Source organism: Blautia sp. DFI.9.10, from assembly GCF_024461705.1.
Lineage (GTDB): Bacteria > Bacillota > Clostridia > Lachnospirales > Lachnospiraceae > Blautia_A > Blautia_A fusiformis.
In genome coordinates this window covers 1-20709 of the sequence record NZ_JANGAA010000033.1, presented here as the reverse complement: position 1 = coordinate 20709, position 20709 = coordinate 1, and the positions used below count along the sequence as shown (strand labels likewise).

At 43.3% G+C, this 20709-nt stretch carries 19 protein-coding genes and 1 riboswitch; of the genes, 5 read left to right on the top strand and 14 right to left on the bottom strand.

Annotated features, from left to right (window positions below; translation table 11 throughout):
- Positions 1–363 precede the first annotated feature (363 nt).
- The 4 genes from NE671_RS14865 to NE671_RS14850 form a co-directional block, all read right to left on the bottom strand.
- Positions 364–1095 carry a response regulator gene (locus NE671_RS14865; RefSeq protein ID WP_110102914.1) on the bottom strand — a complete coding sequence of 244 codons (732 nt, stop codon included), beginning with the start codon at positions 1093–1095 and terminating at the stop codon, positions 364–366.
- The gene (locus tag NE671_RS14860; protein ID WP_243239049.1) at positions 1088–2659 is read right to left on the bottom strand and encodes an ATP-binding protein; all 1572 of its coding nucleotides are present in this window, start codon (positions 2657–2659) and stop codon (positions 1088–1090) included. Before NE671_RS14860 ends, NE671_RS14865 begins: the two co-directional genes overlap by 8 nt.
- Before the next feature lie 90 nt (positions 2660–2749).
- The gene (locus NE671_RS14855) at positions 2750–3397 is read right to left on the bottom strand and encodes a potassium channel family protein (protein ID WP_021976055.1); all 648 of its coding nucleotides are present in this window, start codon (positions 3395–3397) and stop codon (positions 2750–2752) included.
- 19 nt (positions 3398–3416) lie between these two features.
- Complete coding sequence (locus NE671_RS14850; RefSeq protein WP_173740958.1) at positions 3417–4754, bottom strand: TrkH family potassium uptake protein; 1338 nt, start codon at positions 4752–4754, stop codon at positions 3417–3419.
- Positions 4755–5062: 308 nt separating this feature from the next.
- Between NE671_RS14850 and bioB the strand changes: the two genes are divergently transcribed.
- Entirely contained in the window at positions 5063–6034 is a 972-nt protein-coding gene (gene bioB, locus NE671_RS14845; RefSeq protein WP_173740957.1) for a biotin synthase BioB, read from the top strand.
- Positions 6035–6135: 101 nt separating this feature from the next.
- A complete protein-coding gene (locus NE671_RS14840) occupies positions 6136–6681 on the top strand; it encodes a biotin transporter BioY (RefSeq protein ID WP_256164130.1) in 546 nt (181 codons plus the stop codon).
- 80 nt (positions 6682–6761) lie between these two features.
- On the opposite strand, the gene NE671_RS14835 is transcribed toward NE671_RS14840, so the two are convergent.
- The 7 genes from NE671_RS14835 to NE671_RS14805 form a co-directional block, all read right to left on the bottom strand.
- Positions 6762–7637, bottom strand: coding sequence for a putative ABC transporter permease (locus tag NE671_RS14835; RefSeq protein WP_243239047.1), 876 nt, complete (start codon positions 7635–7637; stop codon positions 6762–6764).
- A 136-nt stretch (positions 7638–7773) separates the two neighbouring features.
- Complete coding sequence (locus tag NE671_RS14830; RefSeq protein WP_114002168.1) at positions 7774–9126, bottom strand: MATE family efflux transporter; 1353 nt, start codon at positions 9124–9126, stop codon at positions 7774–7776.
- Positions 9116–9568, bottom strand: coding sequence for a MarR family winged helix-turn-helix transcriptional regulator (locus tag NE671_RS14825; RefSeq protein ID WP_044960451.1), 453 nt, complete (start codon positions 9566–9568; stop codon positions 9116–9118). Before NE671_RS14825 ends, NE671_RS14830 begins: the two co-directional genes overlap by 11 nt.
- A 551-nt stretch (positions 9569–10119) precedes the next feature.
- Positions 10120–10428: an MGMT family protein gene (locus tag NE671_RS14820; RefSeq protein ID WP_015527257.1), complete on the bottom strand. Its 309-nt coding sequence runs from the start codon at positions 10426–10428 to the stop codon at positions 10120–10122.
- 107 nt (positions 10429–10535) lie between these two features.
- Complete coding sequence (locus NE671_RS14815; protein WP_092068747.1) at positions 10536–11069, bottom strand: methylated-DNA--[protein]-cysteine S-methyltransferase; 534 nt, start codon at positions 11067–11069, stop codon at positions 10536–10538.
- A gap of 601 nt (positions 11070–11670) precedes the next feature.
- Positions 11671–13356, bottom strand: coding sequence for a formate--tetrahydrofolate ligase (locus NE671_RS14810; protein WP_092068491.1), 1686 nt, complete (start codon positions 13354–13356; stop codon positions 11671–11673).
- Positions 13357–13429: 73 nt separating this feature from the next.
- Positions 13430–13511: riboswitch (ZMP/ZTP riboswitch) on the bottom strand.
- A 240-nt stretch (positions 13512–13751) separates the two neighbouring features.
- Positions 13752–15152: a sodium-dependent transporter gene (locus NE671_RS14805; RefSeq protein ID WP_021652983.1), complete on the bottom strand. Its 1401-nt coding sequence runs from the start codon at positions 15150–15152 to the stop codon at positions 13752–13754.
- A gap of 221 nt (positions 15153–15373) precedes the next feature.
- Here NE671_RS14805 and NE671_RS14800 point away from each other — a divergent pair, with 221 nt between their 5' ends.
- Positions 15374–16102, top strand: coding sequence for a helix-turn-helix domain-containing protein (locus tag NE671_RS14800; RefSeq protein ID WP_021652982.1), 729 nt, complete (start codon positions 15374–15376; stop codon positions 16100–16102).
- A 63-nt stretch (positions 16103–16165) separates the two neighbouring features.
- On the opposite strand, the gene NE671_RS14795 is transcribed toward NE671_RS14800, so the two are convergent.
- Genes NE671_RS14795 through NE671_RS14785 form a run of 3 tightly spaced genes read right to left on the bottom strand, consistent with a single transcriptional unit; the run spans position 16166 to position 18350 of the window.
- The gene (locus tag NE671_RS14795) at positions 16166–17014 is read right to left on the bottom strand and encodes a 4Fe-4S binding protein (RefSeq protein ID WP_110102924.1); all 849 of its coding nucleotides are present in this window, start codon (positions 17012–17014) and stop codon (positions 16166–16168) included.
- A gap of 7 nt (positions 17015–17021) precedes the next feature.
- The gene (locus NE671_RS14790; protein ID WP_092068499.1) at positions 17022–17174 is read right to left on the bottom strand and encodes a CD1871A family CXXC motif-containing protein; all 153 of its coding nucleotides are present in this window, start codon (positions 17172–17174) and stop codon (positions 17022–17024) included.
- A 27-nt stretch (positions 17175–17201) separates the two neighbouring features.
- Positions 17202–18350, bottom strand: coding sequence for a TlpA family protein disulfide reductase (locus tag NE671_RS14785; RefSeq protein ID WP_173740955.1), 1149 nt, complete (start codon positions 18348–18350; stop codon positions 17202–17204).
- Positions 18351–18575: 225 nt separating this feature from the next.
- On the opposite strand from NE671_RS14785, the gene NE671_RS14780 reads away from it, so the two are divergent.
- Positions 18576–19253: a response regulator transcription factor gene (locus NE671_RS14780; protein ID WP_015527267.1), complete on the top strand. Its 678-nt coding sequence runs from the start codon at positions 18576–18578 to the stop codon at positions 19251–19253.
- Positions 19250–20416, top strand: a complete 1167-nt coding sequence (locus NE671_RS14775; protein WP_173740954.1) for a sensor histidine kinase — start codon at positions 19250–19252, stop codon at positions 20414–20416. Before NE671_RS14780 ends, NE671_RS14775 begins: the two co-directional genes overlap by 4 nt.
- Positions 20417–20709: the final 293 nt, after the last annotated feature.

The following is a 20709-nucleotide window of genomic DNA, read 5'->3' as shown; positions in this document are numbered from 1 at the left end:
GAGCAGGAAGCCCCCACTTCAAAATCGTAAGATTTAAGTGGTGGGAGCATGTCACCTCCTTTCTTTTTGGCACAAAAAAAGTGCGCACCCTGTCATATAAGCTGGACTTACGCTGACACGCTACACACTTTTTCATGACGATATTCATTTTTGTAAAATGAAAACGAGTAGCCGGTAAACTGGATTTACGCTTACTTGCCACTCGTTCCCTGTAATTATATTGCCTCTTTTTCAAAAAGTCAAACAAAATTTTATTCCATGCATCTGCCCTGTAAACCCTAGTTACTGTTCACTCCGTTCTCAGCAACACGCTTCGCGATGCACAGAATTTATGCTCCACTGTTTCCGTCAGCCCTTCCGACTTCATAAAGAAGAGTTCGTTTCCTGCTCAGGTTTCTCGATCCTGAGCATGCGATATCCAATTCCTATGTGCGTCTGGATATATTGTACACCGTTTTTTTCAAGCTCCAGTTTTTTCCGCAGTGTTGCCATAAAAACCCTGAGAGAAGCAACATCGTTTTCCGAGCAGCGTCCCCAGATCTGCTGAGTAATATATGTATGTGTCAATACTTTTCCAACATTACGGGATAAAAGGCAGAGCAGCTTATACTCAATGGGCGTCAGATGCAGTTCTCTGTCCTTCAGGAATGTGCAGCCAGCCGTGTAATCTATCTTTAATCCACCATTTTCAAAAACAGATGTTTCCGGCTGTTTTCCTGACTGCGTTATGGCAAGCCGCCTTTGGCTGACACGGATACGCGCAAGTAATTCTTCTACTGAAAATGGTTTTGTGATATAATCATCTGCACCCGCATCCAGTGCCTCTATTTTGTCCATATCTTCACTTCTGGCACTGATCACGATGATCGGCATATTCGACCAGGTACGGATTTTCTTTATTACCTCTACTCCTTCCATATCAGGAAGGCCCAGATCCAGAAGAACGATATCCGGATTGTGTGATGAAGCCTCCAAAATGGCCGAAGCCCCATTTTCTGCAGCCAGATATTTATAGTCATGTGTTTTTAAAGTGGTAACGATCAGGTTCCGTATGGGTCTGTCATCCTCAACCACCAGAATTAATGTCTTATTCATTTAATGTCACCTCGCTTAATGGTAAAGTAAAAGTAAAAGTACATCCATGCGGAGCATGATCCGAAAGAACCAGTGTTCCATCGTGAGCTTCTATGATCGAGCGGCAAAGTGCCAGGCCAAGCCCCAGACTCCGTTGGCTGTCTGCAACGGTTGTTTTCCCTGTATAAAACATCTCAAAAATATGTGGCTTCATTTCATCCGGGATCCCGGGGCCGTTATCTTCCACGCTTACCTGTGCTTTCCCGGCTTTTTTGAACCCCCGAATGCTGATGACAGAGCCTGACGGCGTATATTTTATCGCATTATCGATCAAATTTACCAGAACCTGTATAATAAGATGCACGTCCATACGTGTAAGAACAAGTTCTTCACAGTCCGCCACGATCTTATACGCATCATGCTTCCGGCTGACATGCCGGAGTGACTCTGCTATTACCTCATCCAAAAGCTGATCCGTAAATTTAAACTTCAATCTTCCATCATTGAGCCTGGTAATGGAAAGCAGATTTTCCACAACTCCGATCAGCCACTCTGAATCCTCATGAATGTCCGTGTAGATCTGATACCTTGTAGCTTCATCCAGACGGTCACTGTTACTGAGAAGCATATCTGCATTTCCGGAAATAGAACAAAGCGGAGTACGCAGGTCATGGGAGATCGCCCGAAGAAGATCGCCACGCAACTGCTCATTTTTTGCTAAAACCGCATTTTTTTCTTTTTCTATGGCATTTTGTACATTCTCCATTGCAAGTGCACATTCATTTATTACAGACAGCAGGATGCTGTATTCATAAGAGTCCAGTGTTTCTTTCTGCAGAGGGATCCCGATTACGCCATAAACATTATTCCCGCTTCGAATTGCCAGATATAAGCATTTTGCCTGTGAGAAATACTGTGTGGATGCGCCGGCACGCTGTCTGTTTTCATAAGTCCATCTGGCCGCCTGTTGTTCTTCCTGTGTCAGAAAATCCTCAGTGCTCTCTTTTTCCCCGGAAAAAAGCTTTCCTTCTGATAAAGTTCCATTTTCCACAACATATGCCGTGATGCTGCGGTTTAACAGGCGTATCAGCTGTGTACAGGTAACTCCGAGAATTTCTGTCTCACTTTTTGCCTTTTGCAGCAGACGATCCGTATCAAACAGAACCTGTGTGCGAAAGGCAATCTGTGAAGACAGCTTTGCATGCATTTTCAGCTTTGCCGCAAGGGTTCCTGTAAGTACGGATGAAATAAGCATTATGAAAAATGTCACCGGATATCCCACCGCATATGTCTCAAAAGACATCCTTGGCTCCGTCAGGAAAAAACAAAATAAGAATACACTTAAAAAGGAGCCTGCTACACTGCAAAGATAACCATCTGTCACGATGGAAGTGATCAACACACCCAGAATGTATATCGTTACAATATTCGTATCTGTAAAATCCAGCTTCTGAAACAGCAGGCCAATCAAAGTGCATACTGCAAATATAAAAACCGTCAGCAAGTAATCTTTTGCAGACGGTTTTTCCACATACCATGCAAATGGCCGTTTCGGACAGGTTCTGTTTTTTACTGTATCCTCCATTTTCAAGCTCATTCTCCTTCTGCTGTTGTTTACTGGAATTATATCACGCAGCAGTTCTGTGGTCAAAAATTTTTTCTTCATGGCAATGAGCTATATGCGGAAGCACTTCTGAAGAGCTCTGTATTCTCCTAATACCAGTAATTTATCATTTTCTGTAAAATATGTTTCCGGTGAAATTGCAATACTGAATTCCTCTTCATTTTTTACTGCCAGAATATTAATATTGTAGCGTTTTCTGATGTCAAGTCCACCCACTGTTTTTCCAACCCATTCTTCCGGCACTTCCACTTCAAAAATTGCATGGGAAGCATCCACCTCCATATAATCCAGGATATGATCATCTGTATAACGGATGGAGGCCCATTTTGCCACCTGCTTTTCCGGATAAACTACCTTATCGGCACCATTGCGTAAAAGAAATTTTTCCTGAACATCACGTTCAGCTCTGGATATCACCAATTTTGCACCCAGTTCTTTTAGAAGGGATGTTGTTTCAAGAGAATTTTGAAAGCTATCTCCAATGGTCACAAAACAAATGTCGTAGTTTCCAATTCCAAGGGACTGTAAAAATTCAGCATTGGTGCTGTCACCAATCTGAGCATTCGTCACAAATGACAGTACTTTGTCCACTCTTTCTTCCTTCCAGTCAACTGCCATAACTTCATGTCCCAGCTGATTGAGCTGCATGGCAATATGTCTTCCAAACCTTCCAAGTCCAATAAGCAATACATTTTTCATAATATTATTTTTCTCCTTCTTATCCAACTGTGATTTTTTCCAGAGGGAGCTTTGCATTTCCCTTATTTCTTCCGGAAAATACCGCATAGATCAGGGTCAGACCACCTACACGTCCCAGATACATCAGTATGATCAACACGACTTGTGAAAAAACATGAAGTTCCGGTGTGATTCCCAGAGTCAGACCTACCGTACCAACAGCTGAAGCAGCTTCGTACAGACAATTTAAAAGCGGAAGGCCTTCGTACACACTGATCGCTATTCCGCCGCCAAAGAACAAGGCAAAATATAACATGGCTATTGTCGCTGCATTTTTTATCACATGATATTCAAGTCTTCGCCCAAAAGCTCCTGCATTTTCCTGACTTCGAAATGTCGCAATTGCATTTAAAATAAGTACTGAAAAAGTTGTTGTTTTCATTCCACCTGCTGTAGATCCCGGTGAACCACCAATCAGCATTAACAATATCATAACTGCTTTTGATGCCTCACTCATCTCTGAAATGTTTATAGTATTAAATCCGGCAGTTCTTGTCGTTACCGATTGAAACGCTGCTGCTAACAGGCGTTTTCCCATGGGTAATTTTGTCAGATCACAGATATAGAAAAAAACTGCCGGAAATAAGATCAGACATGCGGTAGTCATGAGAATGATCTTGCTTTGCATGCGGTAACGTTTAAAGTTCAGTTTATTTGTATAAATATCATCCCATGTGAGAAAACCGATTCCTCCTGTAATGATCAACAGCATAATTACCAGATTTATAAGTATATTTCCGGAATACCCAGTCAGCGATGGAAACATACTGGAATCTGTCCCCAGAATATCAAAGCCGGCATTACAAAAAGCAGAGATTGAATGAAAAACTGACATCCAGATTCCCTTTTTTCCATAATCTCCCATAAAAACCGGCAGCAGCAACACCGTCCCTGCAGCTTCGATCAAAAATGTTCCCCTCAAAATAAACCTTGTTAGTCTGACGATTCCTCCGACTTTTGGAGCTGAAATTGCATCCTGCATGGTGCTTCTTTGCATGAGGGATATTTTCTTTCCGGAAAGAAGGGAAACAGACGCAGCCACAGTCACTACTCCAAGCCCACCTGTTTGTATGAGTGCAAGAATGATCGTCTGGCCTGCCAGGGACCAGTAGCTTCCAGTGTCCTTTACCACAAGACCTGTAACACATACCGCCGAAGTGGCTGTAAAAAGTGCCTCATGAAATGGTGTGATCACTTTCTCCGCAGAAGAAAATGGAAGCATCAGCAGAACGGTTCCCAAAAGGATCACTCCTGCAAACCCCATGATAATCAGCTGAAAAGATGTCATATGTTTTTTCTTATATGATTTTTCCGGCATAAATGATCAGAACTCCTTATCAATACTTTTAACAGTGCTATCCTCGTAACGCATTTTATTATATATAACTACTTTCAAAGATAGTATAAAAGTCTCTGCTTCCGTATTAAGATTTTATAAAGATATGATATTGAATTGAGAATTATTTTAACCGAATCAAGGAAATTACCTGCTTTGATGATCCTAAGCATTACCTTAATACTACAGTTTTTTAATTGTAAACTCGTTTTATATTTGTAGTTGACATTCGATATTTCTCTGTGATAAAGTGATACCCGTACAAAAAAACTCAAAAGGAAGGTATTGACATGAACACTGCATCATGCGAAAAAGAAGCTCCATCGCTTTCCAGAGATGAAGCCATTGCAATTTTAGATACTCCGGACGAAGAACTTGAGGCACTGATTGACCTTGCCAGCAGTTTACGTTACAAATATAAGGGAAACCAGGTAAGCATCCACATCCTTACCAATGCCCGCAGCGGTAACTGTTCCCAGGATTGTGCCTACTGTGCCCAGTCATGTCGTTCCACTGCCGATATTGATAAATACAAATGGGTAGATGAAGACAAATTATATCAGGACAATGATTTCGTAAATGATTATCATTTATCCAGACATTGTATCGGACTGAGTGGTATGAAATTTACAGATAAAGAGATCGAGGAGCTGGCCCGGAGGATCCGCAAAATGAAAGAACACGGAACTCATCTCTGCTGCTCCATAGGCTTTCTCACAGAGCACCAGGCAAAAATGCTCAAAGAGGCTGGTCTTGACCGGATCAACCATAATCTGAACAGCAGCCGTTCCTTTTATCATAATATCTGCAGTACACATACCTTTGACCAGCGTGTCCGGAACATCCATATGCTTCAGGGACTTGGTTTCGAGATCTGTAGCGGCGGTATCATTGGCATGGGTGAAAGTAAGGAAGACGTTGTTGACATGCTTCTGGAATTACGTGAGATCCAGCCGGAAGCACTGCCGATCAACTTTCTTCTTCCGATCAAGGGAACTCCTCTCGGAAATGCAGATATTTCCCAGCTGACAACCGAATACTGTATGAAGGTTCTCTGCCTGGCAAGACTTCTTGTACCTAAAGCAGATATCCGATGTGCTGCCGGAAGAGAAGTTTATTTTAAAGGCGAAGAAAAAAAACTGCTCAGTGTTGTAGACTCTATTTTTGCTTCCGGTTATCTTACAGAAGGTGGTCAGGGAATCGAAGACACTCTGAAAACCATTACGGATGCAGGATTCACCTATGAGATTGAATCTGCGTAAGCATCCTTATGGACATATGACCTGTCATACACACTTACAGCATTTCATTACTTACCCAAACCAGTAAATATATTACCTTTTTCAAAGGAGGCTCTTTTAATATGAATCAGACAAATACTGTCTCTGCACCACGTACAAAAACCTACGAGATCACCATGACCGCTCTTATGGCAGCTGTCACCTGTATTCTTGCGCCGCTGTCCATTCCGATCGGTCCGGTTCCAATCTCATTTACCAATCTTGCCATCTATCTGTCCCTGTATCTTCTCGGATGGAAAAAAGGAACCATCAGCTATCTGATCTATCTTCTGCTTGGACTTGTAGGTCTTCCGGTATTTTCCGGATTTACCGGCGGCCCTGCAAAGCTGGCCGGTCCTACAGGCGGATACATCATCGGCTTTATCGTTATGGCTGTTATTGCCGGACTGGTAATTGACAACTGCCATAAGCCTCTGATCCAGCTCGTTGGTATGATCGCAGGAACAATTGTATGCTATCTTTTCGGAACTGTATGGTTCTGCATCGTTACAGATTCCACTTTCAAAGCAGCTCTTGGAATCTGTGTAATTCCGTTTATCCCGGCAGATCTCATAAAAATGATCATCGCCATGATCATCGGACCAATGATAAAGAAACGGATCCGATAAGCTGAAGCTCTGATACGCCAAAAGAGGCAGCAGGAAATTTCCAACATTTCCTGCTGCCTCTTTATCGCGTTTCATTTTTCTTATCTGAGTTTTTTCTTCAGTTCCTGGATCAGTTCAAAATAATCTCTGTGCTTCATCTCCGGGAAAGCCTTAATGATTCTTCCCTGGCCGAATACCGTATGGTTTGTGATAGAGCTTGACAGCTCATCAAACTGTGCCTGAAGCTCCGCTTTCTTCATCCGAAGCATTTCGGCAGATTTTTCTCTCTGAGCCACAGTCGCATCTCTGAGCTCTGCCTTAGCAAGAGCAACCTGAACCTTTCCCTCTCCCACCTTCTGTGCTGTATCAATGGTAGTTGTTGCCAGAGTATCACTGAGCTTATCACTCACGATCCGCAGATCCGCACGTACCTTATCCAGTCGGGTAAGCTTCTTATTCAGTCCGCGGATCACCGCCACTGTTACAATAAGATCAGCCAGATACACCGCATACAGAATTGCCATAACAACCCATTCCAGTGTGGAAGGTGTATGAGAAGCCTGACGCTCCACATACTTCTGAAAAACCTTTACGACCATCACAATGGCAAGTCCCCATATCAGGGAAAACTCAAGACAGATATAGCCGTGAAAATTCAGCGGCTTATTAGAATAATCCCACCATCTTGCATGGAAGCATACATCCAGAAGCCATCCGGCAACCAGCTCTACCGCAGTTGCAAGAACGATTCCAAACAGAAAGATCATTCCCTCACTCATCTGATGTCCGCCGCTCTGAAGCGTATTAAGCAATGCAAACACGGAAAGTACACCAAATCCGTACACCGGGCATACCGGACCGTTGAGAAATCCCCGGTTTATAACCTTTCCTAAGGTTACTGCATGGAAGATAACTTCAACGACCCATCCTCCAAAAGAATAAAACAAAAAATACAGACATATCTGAAAATACGTCATCCCGCAAATCATCCTGTACTCCTCCTTTACAGCTGTCAAGATTCCGGCAGCTATTTCAGGGGTCAGTACCATCACCTCTGCCGGGGTGATTCTGATTATATCATATCACCCCTCTCATTTACATCCCTTTATCCGGTCATTCTTCCGAAACAATTTCTTTTTTCACACGGGTAAAGTACAGAAAGAATCCGATGTTCAGAATGATTCCCACTGTGGTAGATACCGGTGCTGCAAGACCGATCTTTGTCAGGCTGGCATCCGGCTGGATACTCATAAAGTACGCCATTGGAAGTCGTACCAGAAGCGTCTGGATCAGGCCCTGGACCATAACCCATATGGTCTGGTTGTTTCCGTTGAAATAGCCTATCATACTGAACAGAACAGCCGTTACCAGTGTCTCCGGAGCAAACCCCTTCAGATAATCAAAGCCCTTTTGGATAACGCCGGCATCTATTGAAAAGAATCCTGCCAGCACATCACCCTTCAGCAGGATCAGGATAAATACCAGGCATCCCACAGACAGGCCAACTCCAATTCCCGTAAGCATGGATTTTCTCGCACGTTTCGGCTTTCCTGCTCCTACGTTCTGTGAAACAAAGGAGGCCATGGACTGCATCAGGGAGCTTGGAACCAGCATGGCAAAGTTTACGATCTTACATGCAACTCCGTAACCGGAGGATGCTTCCAGACCCAGGCGATTGACAAATGCGCACAAGGCCAGAAATGAAATCTGTGTCAGGAATTCCTGAAGTGCCAGCGGCAGTCCGATCTTAAGAAAACGTCTGCACTGAGGATTCAGCCGGAAATCTTTTTTTGTAATGGTAAACGGAAGCTTCTTCTTTATCAGCAGAACTACTGCAAATACAACACTTAAGGCCTGAGCAGAAACCGTAGCAATAGCTGCTCCTGCTGCATCCATATGTAAGCCGGCTACCAGTACCAGGTCTCCGATCACATTTACAATACATGCCACCAGCACAAACAGCAGCGGAGATTTACTGTCACCAAGGCCACGGAAAATAGCAGACAGTAGGTTATACGCGACAATAAAGAAAATTCCGCTGCCACAGATCCGTACATAAGATGCAGTCAGCGCTACCGCTTCTTCCGGTGCCTGCATCAGCATGGAAATCGGATGTGCAAAGCCTACCATAACAATAAACAGCACGATAGAGATCATGGTAAAGACGATTGCAGCCCCACCGATAACGGAGCCGATCTGCTCCGGTCTTTTTTCTCCAAGATAACGTGCGATCAGAACTGTGATACCCATAGCAAACTGGATCACTACAAAGGTAACCAGATTCAGTACCTGACTTCCGGTGGAAACCGCTGACAGTCCGGATGTGGAACCGAATCTTCCAACTACAAGAAGATCGACCGCACCATAGGCAGCCTGCAGGATCAGCGCACCGAGTACCGGCATCATAAATGCAACCAGCTTCTTCAGGATATTTCCCTGGGTAAAATCTGCCTTATCATTTGTCATAATGTTCCCTCCTGTCACACATAATCTGATAAAATTTCCCGATGGTTCGGATCATATTGTCTGCTTCTTCTTCGGAAATCTCTGAAAGATAGGGCGCCAGACTGCTGAAATAATCCTGATCATACTTCCTGGAAAGCCTCTCTCCTTTTTCTGTTATGGAAATGTAAGTAACGCGCCCGTCATCCGGAGACGTAAGCTTCTGAAGATATCCCTTTGCCTCCATTTCTTTCACTGTTCTGGTAACACCCGGACGCGGAAGGTTCATGGCATCACTGATATCAGAGAGCCGGATATCCTTTTTTTCCCGCTGCAGAGAATGGATCACATCCAGATACTGTATGTAGGATGGCATCACCCCCTGAGGCAGTGGCGGAAGCATATCCCGGATCCGCTTTGCCTGATAAAACGCATCAAACATCCGCTTGATCTTTTCATTTGTCATAAAAAAACTCCTTATATAATTATCTTCGTTAATTACCATTGATAATTATACGAGGAATTTATGGTTTGTCAAGCATGTTTTATTTTTCTGTTACAGAGTAGCATTCTATTACAGAGTAACTTTCTATTAATCTATGCTTCTAATGCCTCTTTCAGAGAAGCTTCAAAGATCTCAATTCCTTTCTCCATCTGCTCATCGGTCATAGTAAGCGGTGCAAGGTTCAGATATCTGGCCTGTGCCATCACGCTCTCGGCTTAAATGTTCTGCATCCAGAATAGAGGAAGACAACTGCTCTGCGGCGTTTCTGTCCTTTTCCTCCAGCACGAGTTTCCGGCTGTCGTTGGTGACACTGGGATTTGTCAGAACTACGAATTCTCCTCCATGGATATAGTTATTCAATCCTGTATTCACTTTTGATGCACTGCAGGCAGTCTGCAAAATAGCCCCATCGTACAGACTACTCCAGACCGTTTTCCCCTGCTTTCAGCTTCAGAACTTCTGTAAGCTCCGGGATCTGCATCATATTTCTACTTTCTATAATTCATAAAACACTACTCCTCCCACTGATACTGCTTCATATCTACACATCCATTTGCCTTAAACTCCACACCCTCGTCTTCCAGAAGCATCTTCTGCTCTCTCCAGCCTGGTGCAGTACGCCCTGCATGGTTCACAACTCTGTGGCAGGGATACTTCCCGTAAAATTCTGCCATACCTAAGACTTTTCCTACAAGACGTGAATTTTTATCCCGCCCGATCAGACGTGCGATCTGTCCGTAGGAGGCCACTTTTCCCTCAGGTATCTCTTCCACCACGGACAGTATCTCGTAGATTAAATCTTCATCCAGTATTTTTCCCATAATTATTCCTCCGAAATCCTGCTGGCAATTTTCATAGCATGCTTTCATAAATAAAATATCTGTCTTTTCGTGGACGCCTGCACCAGACCGTCCTCTCAGCCTGAGTTTTACAGTGCAGTTCCTTTCTTTGGAATAAACAAACGGCTCATATCTGTATGTTCCAGCTTGAGAAGTGAAATTTTTTTGTCAATTCCTCCGGCATAGCCCGTCAAGCTTCCATTTGTTCCTACGACTCGATGGCAGGGAATGATAATGGAAATTTCATTATGTCCAACCGCACCGCCTACTGCCTGGGCGGACATATGGGAAGTGTTTTTCATCACTGCAATTCTGCGCGCAATTTCTCCATATGTGATCGTCTGTCCGTAGGGAATCTGTAATAAAATCTTCCACACTTCCTGTCTGAATACTGAACTGGTGGGATGAAGTGGCGGAGTAAATTTCGGTTCTTCACCGGAGAAATATACATCCAGCCATTTTTTTGCTTCTGTGAGAATTTTCGTTTCCTGTGGAACATAATCTTCCGGAAGTGTATTTGCAAAATATTTCTGTCCTTCAAACCACAGACCGGTAAGTCCGATTTCATCTGCGGCAAGTAAAATATCTCCGATTAGCGATTTATATTTGCATGTGTATACCATATTTCCCCCCACATTCATTTATCTCTACAATTTTTTCTATAGGATTCCTCTTAATTAACGCAAATGTCACATGCGCGTCCCCTCTGCACTTTCCTCTACATTGTGAGTTTTATCCCAACAAGCAGCAGGAGATTGCTGACATTCTTGACAATTTATAATATTATACCATTTTTGTTCTGAACATGCTATAATGCTGTTGCTGCCGAACCTCCAGCTGAAAGGATTAAACCACCTTACATAAACGAAACAAAAACCCCCGGAAGTCTCGACCACTTCCGAGGGTTTTGCTTTGCCCATGATAAGCATAATTACTTTCTTTAGCTACACACATCATAGTCCATTCACCGCAAAAAGTCAATTATTTTCATTCGAAATATGATATAATGCAGATACAATCCTGAATGAAAGAGGTGAACACCATGCAGAAATATGTTGCTTTGTTCTTTACCCTTCTGGCCGGGAACATTGTTGGCCACTACATCTGTAAATGGCTGGACCGCCGCCATGAGCAATAGACAACAATATAAGAAAAAGCGGCAGAACCTCTATTTTTGCAGGCTCTACCGCTTTCTATCTGAATTCCCCTCAAAAAATCTTTATATTAGAACAGTCCTGTGATCTTACCGCTCTCGTCTACGTCGATCTTGGTTGCTGCCGGTACTTTCGGAAGACCTGGCATGGTCATGATCTCACCGGTCAGTGCAACAATAAATCCTGCACCTGCGGAAATCTTAAGATTTCTTACTGTTACCTCGAAATCTGTCGGAGCACCAAGCTTTGTCTGGTCGTCTGTTAAGCTGTACTGGGTCTTAGCCACACAGATCGGGCAGTTGCCAAATCCAAGTGCCTCCAGCTGTTTCGCCTGCTTCTGGGCATTTGCTGTAAGAACCACTTTCTTTCCACCATAAACCTTCTGTACGATCTGGTTCAGTTTGTCCTCGATGGAGCCTTCCAGTTCATAAGCATATGTGAAATCATTCGGCTCTTCAACAAGACGGATCACTTCCTCAGCAAGCTTGATTCCGCCTTCGCCACCTTTTGCCCATACCTCGGAAAGTGCTACGTTTACGCCAAGCTCCTTGCATTTTGCTTCCACAAAATCAAGCTCTGCCTTGGTATCGGTCGGGAATGCGTTAATAGCTACCACACATGGAAGCTTGTATACATTTTTGATATTGCTTACATGCTTCAGAAGGTTCGGGATACCCTTTTCAAGAGCCTCAAGGTTCTCATTGTTAAGATCTGCTTTTGCAACGCCACCATTATATTTCAGAGCACGTACGGTTGCTACGATAACAACGGCACTTGGTGTAAGACCTGCCATACGGCACTTGATATCCAGGAATTTCTCAGCTCCAAGATCAGCACCGAATCCAGCCTCTGTGATGGCATAATCAGCAAGCTTCATAGCCATCTTTGTAGCGGTTACGGAGTTACATCCGTGAGCGATATTTGCGAATGGTCCGCCATGAACGATCGCCGGAACATGCTCCAGTGTCTGAACAAGGTTTGGTTTCAGGGCATCCTTCAGAAGTGCTGTCATAGCACCCTCTGCGTGGAGGTCTCCTGCTGTTACCGGTTTCTGCTCAGCAACCTTACCGTAAGTATATCCGATGATGATTCTGGAAAGTCTCTCTTTCAGATCTTTGATATCACTTGCCAGACAGAGAACTGCCATAATCTCAGATGCTACAGTGATGTCATATCCGTCTTCACGCGGCATACCGTTTGTTCTTCCGCCAAGTCCGTCTACTACATTACGAAGCTGACGGTCGTTCATGTCCACGCATCGTCTCCAGGTGATCTTTCTCGGGTCGATGTTCAGTTCATTACCCTGGAAAATATGGTTGTCGATCATTGCTGCAAGAAGGTTGTTTGCCGCACCGATTGCATGGAAATCACCGGTAAAATGAAGGTTGATATCCTCCATCGGAACTACCTGTGCATAGCCGCCGCCTGCCGCACCACCTTTGACACCAAATACCGGTCCCAGGGATGGCTCACGAAGAGCTACCATAACATTTTTTCCAAGTCTCTGCATTCCATCTGCAAGACCTACGGTTGTCGTAGTTTTTCCCTCACCTGCCGGTGTCGGGTTGATGGCTGTTACCAGGATCAGCTTTCCGTCTTTTTTGTCTGTTTCTTTCAGAAGATTATAGTCGATCTTTGCTTTGTATTTACCATACTGCTCCAGATATTTGTCATCAATACCTGCTTTCTCTGCAATCTTGGTAATTGGCTCCATTGTGCACTCCTGTGCAATCTCGATGTCACTTTTAAATCCCATAATGTTCTCCTTTCTCCGCTGCAACCGTCTGCATCTTTTATCCCATAAAAAAGAGCAGTATCTGAAGTTTTTCAAATACTGCCCAGACGGTCGACTCATCGAATCTCCGGCTCCCTCGTGGTTATCCCACAACTCCGTCAGTCACCGAAGACTTTATTAATTTGATGATTGAATACTAACATATTTATTAGTACTTGTCAAGAAATTATCAAATTATTTTTTCACTTTTAAAGTGAGCTAAGTCTAATTTTCTGAATCATTTCCGTTCTATGTATTAGTTTTCTCTCCAACATTCGTACATATCTTTTTTCATCAAATCCTCTGTTATTTAATCGTATCTTGTACTGGTCATCCGTTAATGCGACTGTCCAGACGCCATAAACATATTACCACACTTATGAAATCAAATCTGCAAATCCTGTAGATACCAGGAATAATATCAGCATTACAACCGGCACTACATAACGGATCATAAAGCGATATAACCCTGCCCGTTTGAAGTGTTCCCCATTTCGTTCCACTTCTCCTATGATCCAGTCAGGGCCGATCACCCAGCCGATCAGAATGCTTGTCAAAAGTGAGATAAACGGCATCAGAAAACTGTTGCTGATATAATCCATCACATCCAGAAGCTGTCCAACGGAACCATTTGGCAGTTTAAGTTCAAAATACAGTTTGTTATAACCAAGGCAGATCAGTACTGCTGTAACAAGAGAATAAATCCCGACAGCACCACACATTTTCTTACGTGGTTTATGATAAAGTTCCATGCAGTTTGCAACCAGTGTCTCCATGACAGACACGCAGGAAGTCAGTGCCGCAAATCCCATCATCAGGAAAAATGCAATTGCCACCGGACGGCCAAATACTCCCATGGCATCAAAAACCTTTGGCAGTGAGATAAATATCAGGCTTGGGCCGGAAGCCATTCCATCCTTTCCGAGAAATACAAAAACAGCCGGTATGATCATCATTCCTGCAAGAAACGCAACGCCGGTATCAAAGATCTCAATCTGATTTGTTGCTTTATTTAAATTAACTTCATTTTTCACATAAGAACCATATGTAATCATGATTCCCATAGATACACTTAAGGAAAAGAATAACTGGCTCATCGCATCCAGAAGGATCTCCAGGAAGCGTTTTACCGTCAATCCATGAAAATCCGGTTTGAGGTAAACAGCCAGCCCCTGCATACCGGTGCGAACAGTTCCATCCGTATCAGTATGGGACAGTGTCAGTGAAAAAATCGCAATGATCACAATCAGAAGAATCAGCCCCGGCATAATGATCCTGGAAAACTTTTCGATTCCCTTTTCCACACCACGAAATACGATCCAGGCAGTCAGTGCCAGAAAGATCAGCATAAATACAACGGGTGCAATATCTGATGTAATAAATGATGTAAAGTATACATCTGAAGCCGCATCTTTCCCATCAGAAATAATATAAGTAAAAAAATATTTTACAATCCATCCACCGATAACAGAATAATAGGTCATGATCAATGCCGGAACCATAAACGTTAAATGTCCTAAAAATTTCCACTTTGGATCAAGAGATTCAAAAGCCCTCAATGCATTTTTCTTTGTCTTTCTCCCAAGTGCTACATCCGTTGTCAACAGTACAAATCCAAAAGTCAGTACCAGTACCAGATAAACCAGCAGGAAAAGTCCTCCGCCATCTTTGGCACAGAGATATGGAAATCTCCAGATATTTCCAACTCCTACTGCACTTCCGGCTGCCGCCAGGACAAAGCCTATTGAGCCGGAAAAGCTACTTCCTTTTTCTTTCATTTCAATTTCCCCTCTTCAAGTATATATTTGATATAGGCTGAAACCTTCAGCCTAACAGCCATATCTTACCTTAAATAAAGATAAGTGCAAATGGCAGAAGTTTCTTTTTACGAAATTTTATTTCAAAAAAGTTTCTTACTACTTTACAAAATACCGGTTTTTCCGATATAATCGTATACAATAAAAATTAATAAGAAAAATAGATAGTATGAGGAAACAAAATGAGTAATTTTACCTGTTATGTAGGTGAACAAATAAGAAAATACCGAAAAGCCGGAAAGATGACTCTGCAAGATCTGGCAGATGCCATCCATAAAAGTCGAGCTACCGTATGCAAATATGAAAATGGAGATATCTCCGTTGATATCGAAACTTTATATGAGATCAGCCAGATTCTCCAGGTATCTATGTCCCAGCTTACCACTGGTCTTCCTGAAACAGCCAGTAAACCGTCCAATGCACCGGGAAAAGGACAAAAAAGCCCATTTTTTCAGGCACAACGGCTATATTTTTACTTTTACGATGGACGCTATCAGCGTACGAAGGATGGCGTCATCGATATTTATGAAAAAAAAGGCGAATCCGGAAAATACGAAGCAACCTTAACGATCTGTTCTGTTTCTGCCAACGGAAGAAGCAGTGAGATTTTTTACACCGGAAAAGTTCTTTACAGTGATATGCTGATCCGTTTTTCCTTTGTAAATCAGTATAACCCACTGGAAGAAGATCTCCTGTACATTTTTAATCCTCTGGAGCTTCGAGATTTTACAACAGGACTTTTGTGTGGGATTTCCAGTGCGGATCTGATGCCCTGCGCATTCAAATGTGTGATCACTTTAAAACCACAGGAGCTTACCGAAGCGTTCCGTCACCAGCTGCTTTTTACAAAAAAAGATCTGAAGCGCTGGGAACAGCTGAATATGTTACTGATAGATAATATGGAAAAGTAGTTTTCTGCAAAAAACGGTACACCTTATATTTTATAAGCTGTACCGTTTTCGTATTTTTCTGTATCAGGGTTTGCCTGCAAACCCACACCGGATCGCCTGTGTCGGACATATCTTTTTACATCTTCCACATCGGATACATTCTGTACTGTTTGGATTTTCCGTCGGATCGACCTCCATCTGGCAGATATTCCTGCATTTTCCGCAGTGAACACATTTTTCTTTATCTACTCTGTAACGAAAAACGGAAACTTTATTAAATACCGAATAAAAAGCTCCCAGCGGACAGATATACTTACAGAATGGCCGGTATATCATAATTGATAAGATAATGGTGATCACCAGGATTGTATTTTTCCACATGTACAGCCAGCCTACTGCACTTCGCATGGATTTGTTCAGCAGCACCAGAGGGATACCTCCTTCCAGTGTTCCTGCCGGGCAGATCAGCTTGCAGAAATATGGTGCTCCCTGGCCCATGATATCTACTACAAACATGGGAAGTATGATCACAAATACAAGAAAGATCACATATTTCAGTTTTCGCAGAAGCTTATCTCCCCGAAATGTCCGGATCTTCTTTGGAAAAGGAATCTTGTTCAACAGATCCTGGATCAGTCCAAAGGGGCAGAGAAATCCGCACACCAGTCTTCCAAGCAACGCTCCTACAAAGATCAGAAATCCAGCTACATAATATGCCATCTTGAAGTTCCAGCTTCCGATCACAGCCTGAAGGGAACCAATGGGACAGGCCCCTCTTGCCCCGGGGCAGGAATAACAGTTCAGCCCCGGAACACAGACATTTTTCAGTTTTCCGGTATAGATCTTTCCAGTCACAAAGCCTGATATGTGACTGTTTGTAAGGGCCGCCCACAATGCCTGGATCCCATGCCGCGGCCATTCATTTATTTTCATCTTCTTATTATCCAATGCCAATACACTCCATACAGATGTTGATCGCTTTTGTAAAAACTACAGACACTTCGCCCCTGCAGATTCCCAGTATCATCAGTAAAATTCCCAAAACCGCCAGAGCAGGTCCGATCCACCTGGATTCTGTTATTTTCCGAATCATTTTTCCACTCTCCATAATGATCATCTTTTACTTTGAAACGTTTTTAAACTCTTTTTCCACGATTTCCTTCCATTCGTCCAGTGTATGGCTTCCTGTATAGGTATCGCCTACAATGTTTCCATCTTTGTCAACAAAAAATGTTTCAGGAAATGCGGAAATCCCCTGCAGACGGCCGTTCATCATAGTAGTATCCGGTATCAGGAACGGATATTTTGCTTTTGTTTTTTCCTGAAGAATGCCTGCTTTTTTTACAGCCTCCTCGTCCTGATTTCCCTTTTCATCTGTAGTATCAAGCACCACGCCTGCTACTCCGACACCTTTCTCTTTCATTTCTTTATAAAGCTCCTGAAGTTCCGGAATTTCTTTTACACATGGTGAACACCAGGTTGTAAAAACATTTACCAGCGTCAGGTCATAGTCACTGAATACTTTTTCTGTATATGTTTTTCCATCTATTCCTGTTGTTTCAAATTTTCCTACAGATTTTACATCCTCCGGGTTGACGCTGGTATCCTGTGGCTGGTCAAACACGGAAATATTCTGATACGGTGTCATTTCCGTAATGTCGGTTTTGATCTTTTCCAGCTCCTTTGTCAGCTTTTCATCTGCATCTTTGTTGGTGCTCAGATAATATTTGTATTTCCCGTCACTGCTGCTTCCAAGCTCTTTATGCTCTGTACAGCCTGTGATCTCATCCAGCTTTTTCTGTGAAGCTTCGTCATAAACGCCAATTGTACCAATTCTGTCCAGACCTGCCACCCAGTCGTCATATCCGGTTCCCATCTTCTGTATTTCGGCATTTTTCTGTTCCTCTGTCATTTTGCTCCAGCTTACGTAGGCATATGTCACTGCATTGGTCTGATTCTCAAAATCTTCCGTGGTAAGCATTGCAATGCTCTGGTCCTTGATCTGCTTTAACAGCTCCTTCGAAAGTGAAAGCTTCAGTCCCAGAAACGGATATTCATAAGAATCCTGTGCCTTGCAGGTTACGTCGGAAGGCTTAAATGTACCTGCTACCAGATCTGATGAAACTGCCTCTCCATCCACCGCCATTGCCTCTCCGATATCTGCTGTTTCCGTGCTTTCTGCCGCCGTTACCGGTACGCTTCCAAATGCAGATATTCCTAATACCGCTGCTGCCATAAGTGCTGTTATTTTCTGTGTTCTTAATTTCATTGTTTATATTCTCCCTTCTGATATCACCGGCCCATATCCGGAACCGACGTATAATATCCGGAACCGACGTATATTTTATATGTAAATCTTGCTCTCTGTAGCCTTACTATATCATCCCCTGTATAAAATCTCTGTTAAGAAATAAAAAAATTTACAGGAATTTTATGCTATACATGATATGATAGATAACAAAGCAAAATCAACTGTTTTTTAGGAGAATTTATTATGCATATATTGATAATCGAAGATGAAAAGCAGCTCTGCCAGTCTATTGCGGAGGGACTTCGCATGGATGGCTATGAAGCGGACACATGTTTTGACGGGGATGAAGGACTGGAATTATGTCTGGTGGAAAATTATGATCTCATCCTTCTTGATCTGAACCTTCCAGGCGTTGATGGTCTGGAAATCCTGCGCCAGTTTCGGGAATCCGATACTTCCACTCCCGTTTTGATCCTCTCTGCCAGAGGACAGATCCAGGACAAGGTTGAAGGGCTTGATCTCGGTGCCAATGACTATCTCACAAAGCCTTTTCATTTTGAAGAGCTGGAGGCACGGATCCGAAGTCTGACACGAAGGAAATTTATCCAGCAGGATGTATGTCTGCAATGCGGACGTATCAGCTTTGATACCCGTACAAGAAAGGCCAGTATCGATGGACTTCCTCTTTCTCTGACCCGAAAGGAAAGTTCTCTTCTGGAATATTTCCTTCTTCATCAGAACCGTATCATAAGCCCAGAAGAAATGATCGAGCATATCTGGGACGGAAGCGTCAACAGTCTCAGCAATTCCATTCGTGTCCACATTTCTTCTCTTCGAAAAAAGCTGCGCACGGCTCTCGGCTTTGATCCGATACAGAATAAGATCGGCCAGGGTTACATTTTAACGGAGGATATACAATGAAAAAAATAACCGGAAAGCTATCTCTTCAATGGCGTCTGACACTGATCACTGCGCTGCTTATGACAGTCACCTGCATTCTGATGTATTTTTTTATCAGTCAGTCTGCAGTTGCCGGAATGGAGAATCTGGGAGATTACATGATACGGATCGATAACCCAGATTCTGCTCCCATCACCTTTAATATGAATCCCTCCGTCTTATTTCCGGAGCTTTCCGATCAGCTGCAGTTAACCAAAAAACTTTTTCTCACCAAAGGACTCATGGTAACAGGGATCATCATCCTTCTCAGCAGCATCTGCACTTATTTTATCAGCCGTCAGGCATTACTTCCCCTGCGCAGACTCAGCCAGGAGGTAAACAAAATAGAGGTCCAGAACCTTTCAGAGGCTCTTGAAGTTCCTGCTACCAATGACGAGATTTCCCGCCTGACCATTTCATTTAACAAAATGCTCGCACGCCTAGATGAGGCATTTACTGCCCAGAAGCAGTTTTCTGCCAATGCAGCCCATGAGCTTAGGACTCCTCTTGCCGTTATCCAGACAAATCTGGAGGTCTTTGCCCGCAGGGAAACACCTGCTTTAAAAGATTATCAGGAGATTTTTGCCATGCTCCAGGAGCAGACCGGGCGACTTTCCCATCTGGCTGAAATCCTCCTGGATATGACCGGTGTACAGACTGTTGAACGTTCCGAGAGGATCTCTCTGGCAGCACTGACGGATGAGGTTTTCTGCGACCTGGCTTCCATAGCGGAACAGAAGGATGTTGAACTGATCCAGAAGGAGGGAGACTGCATTATTACCGGAAGTTACCTGCTGCTGTATCGTGCTGTGTACAATCTTGTGGAAAATGCGATCAAATACAATCACTCCGGTGGAAAAGTAACCGTAAATATCCATCTTTCCGAAGAAATAACAGATACATCCACCTCTGTCAATTACGCCTTTCTTGAAGTCTCTGATACCGGAATCGGCATTCCTCCTGAATATCAGGAAAAAATCTTCACCCCGTTTTTCCGTGTGGACAAATCAAGAAGCCGCGCTATGGGAGGTGCCGGCCTGGGGCTTGCACTTGTCAGTGAAATTGTCAGACAGCATAACGGACAGGTAAAAGTACTGGAAAGCAGCAAAAAAGGCAGCATGATCGCAATCATGCTGCCAGTCTGAACATGTTTGTATTACATTTACTTTATATGCTCATGAACGCAATCGCTTTGCGATCTGCGTTCAAATCCGAGTATATTTTCTCAACAATACTGTCTGTATCCATTTCGCAGGTAATAGCCTGTTCCCTGAGAACTGAAGAAAAATCTTTTTCTCTCCACCATCTGCGCATATCTTTTTCACCAAATTCTCTGTTTCTTGTATTATGTCGTCTCACGGTTTCTTCAAACGACAGATCAAATTGACACTCCCCACAGCTAAAGCAGGGGGATTCTTGCTTCTCCCACTACTGCATT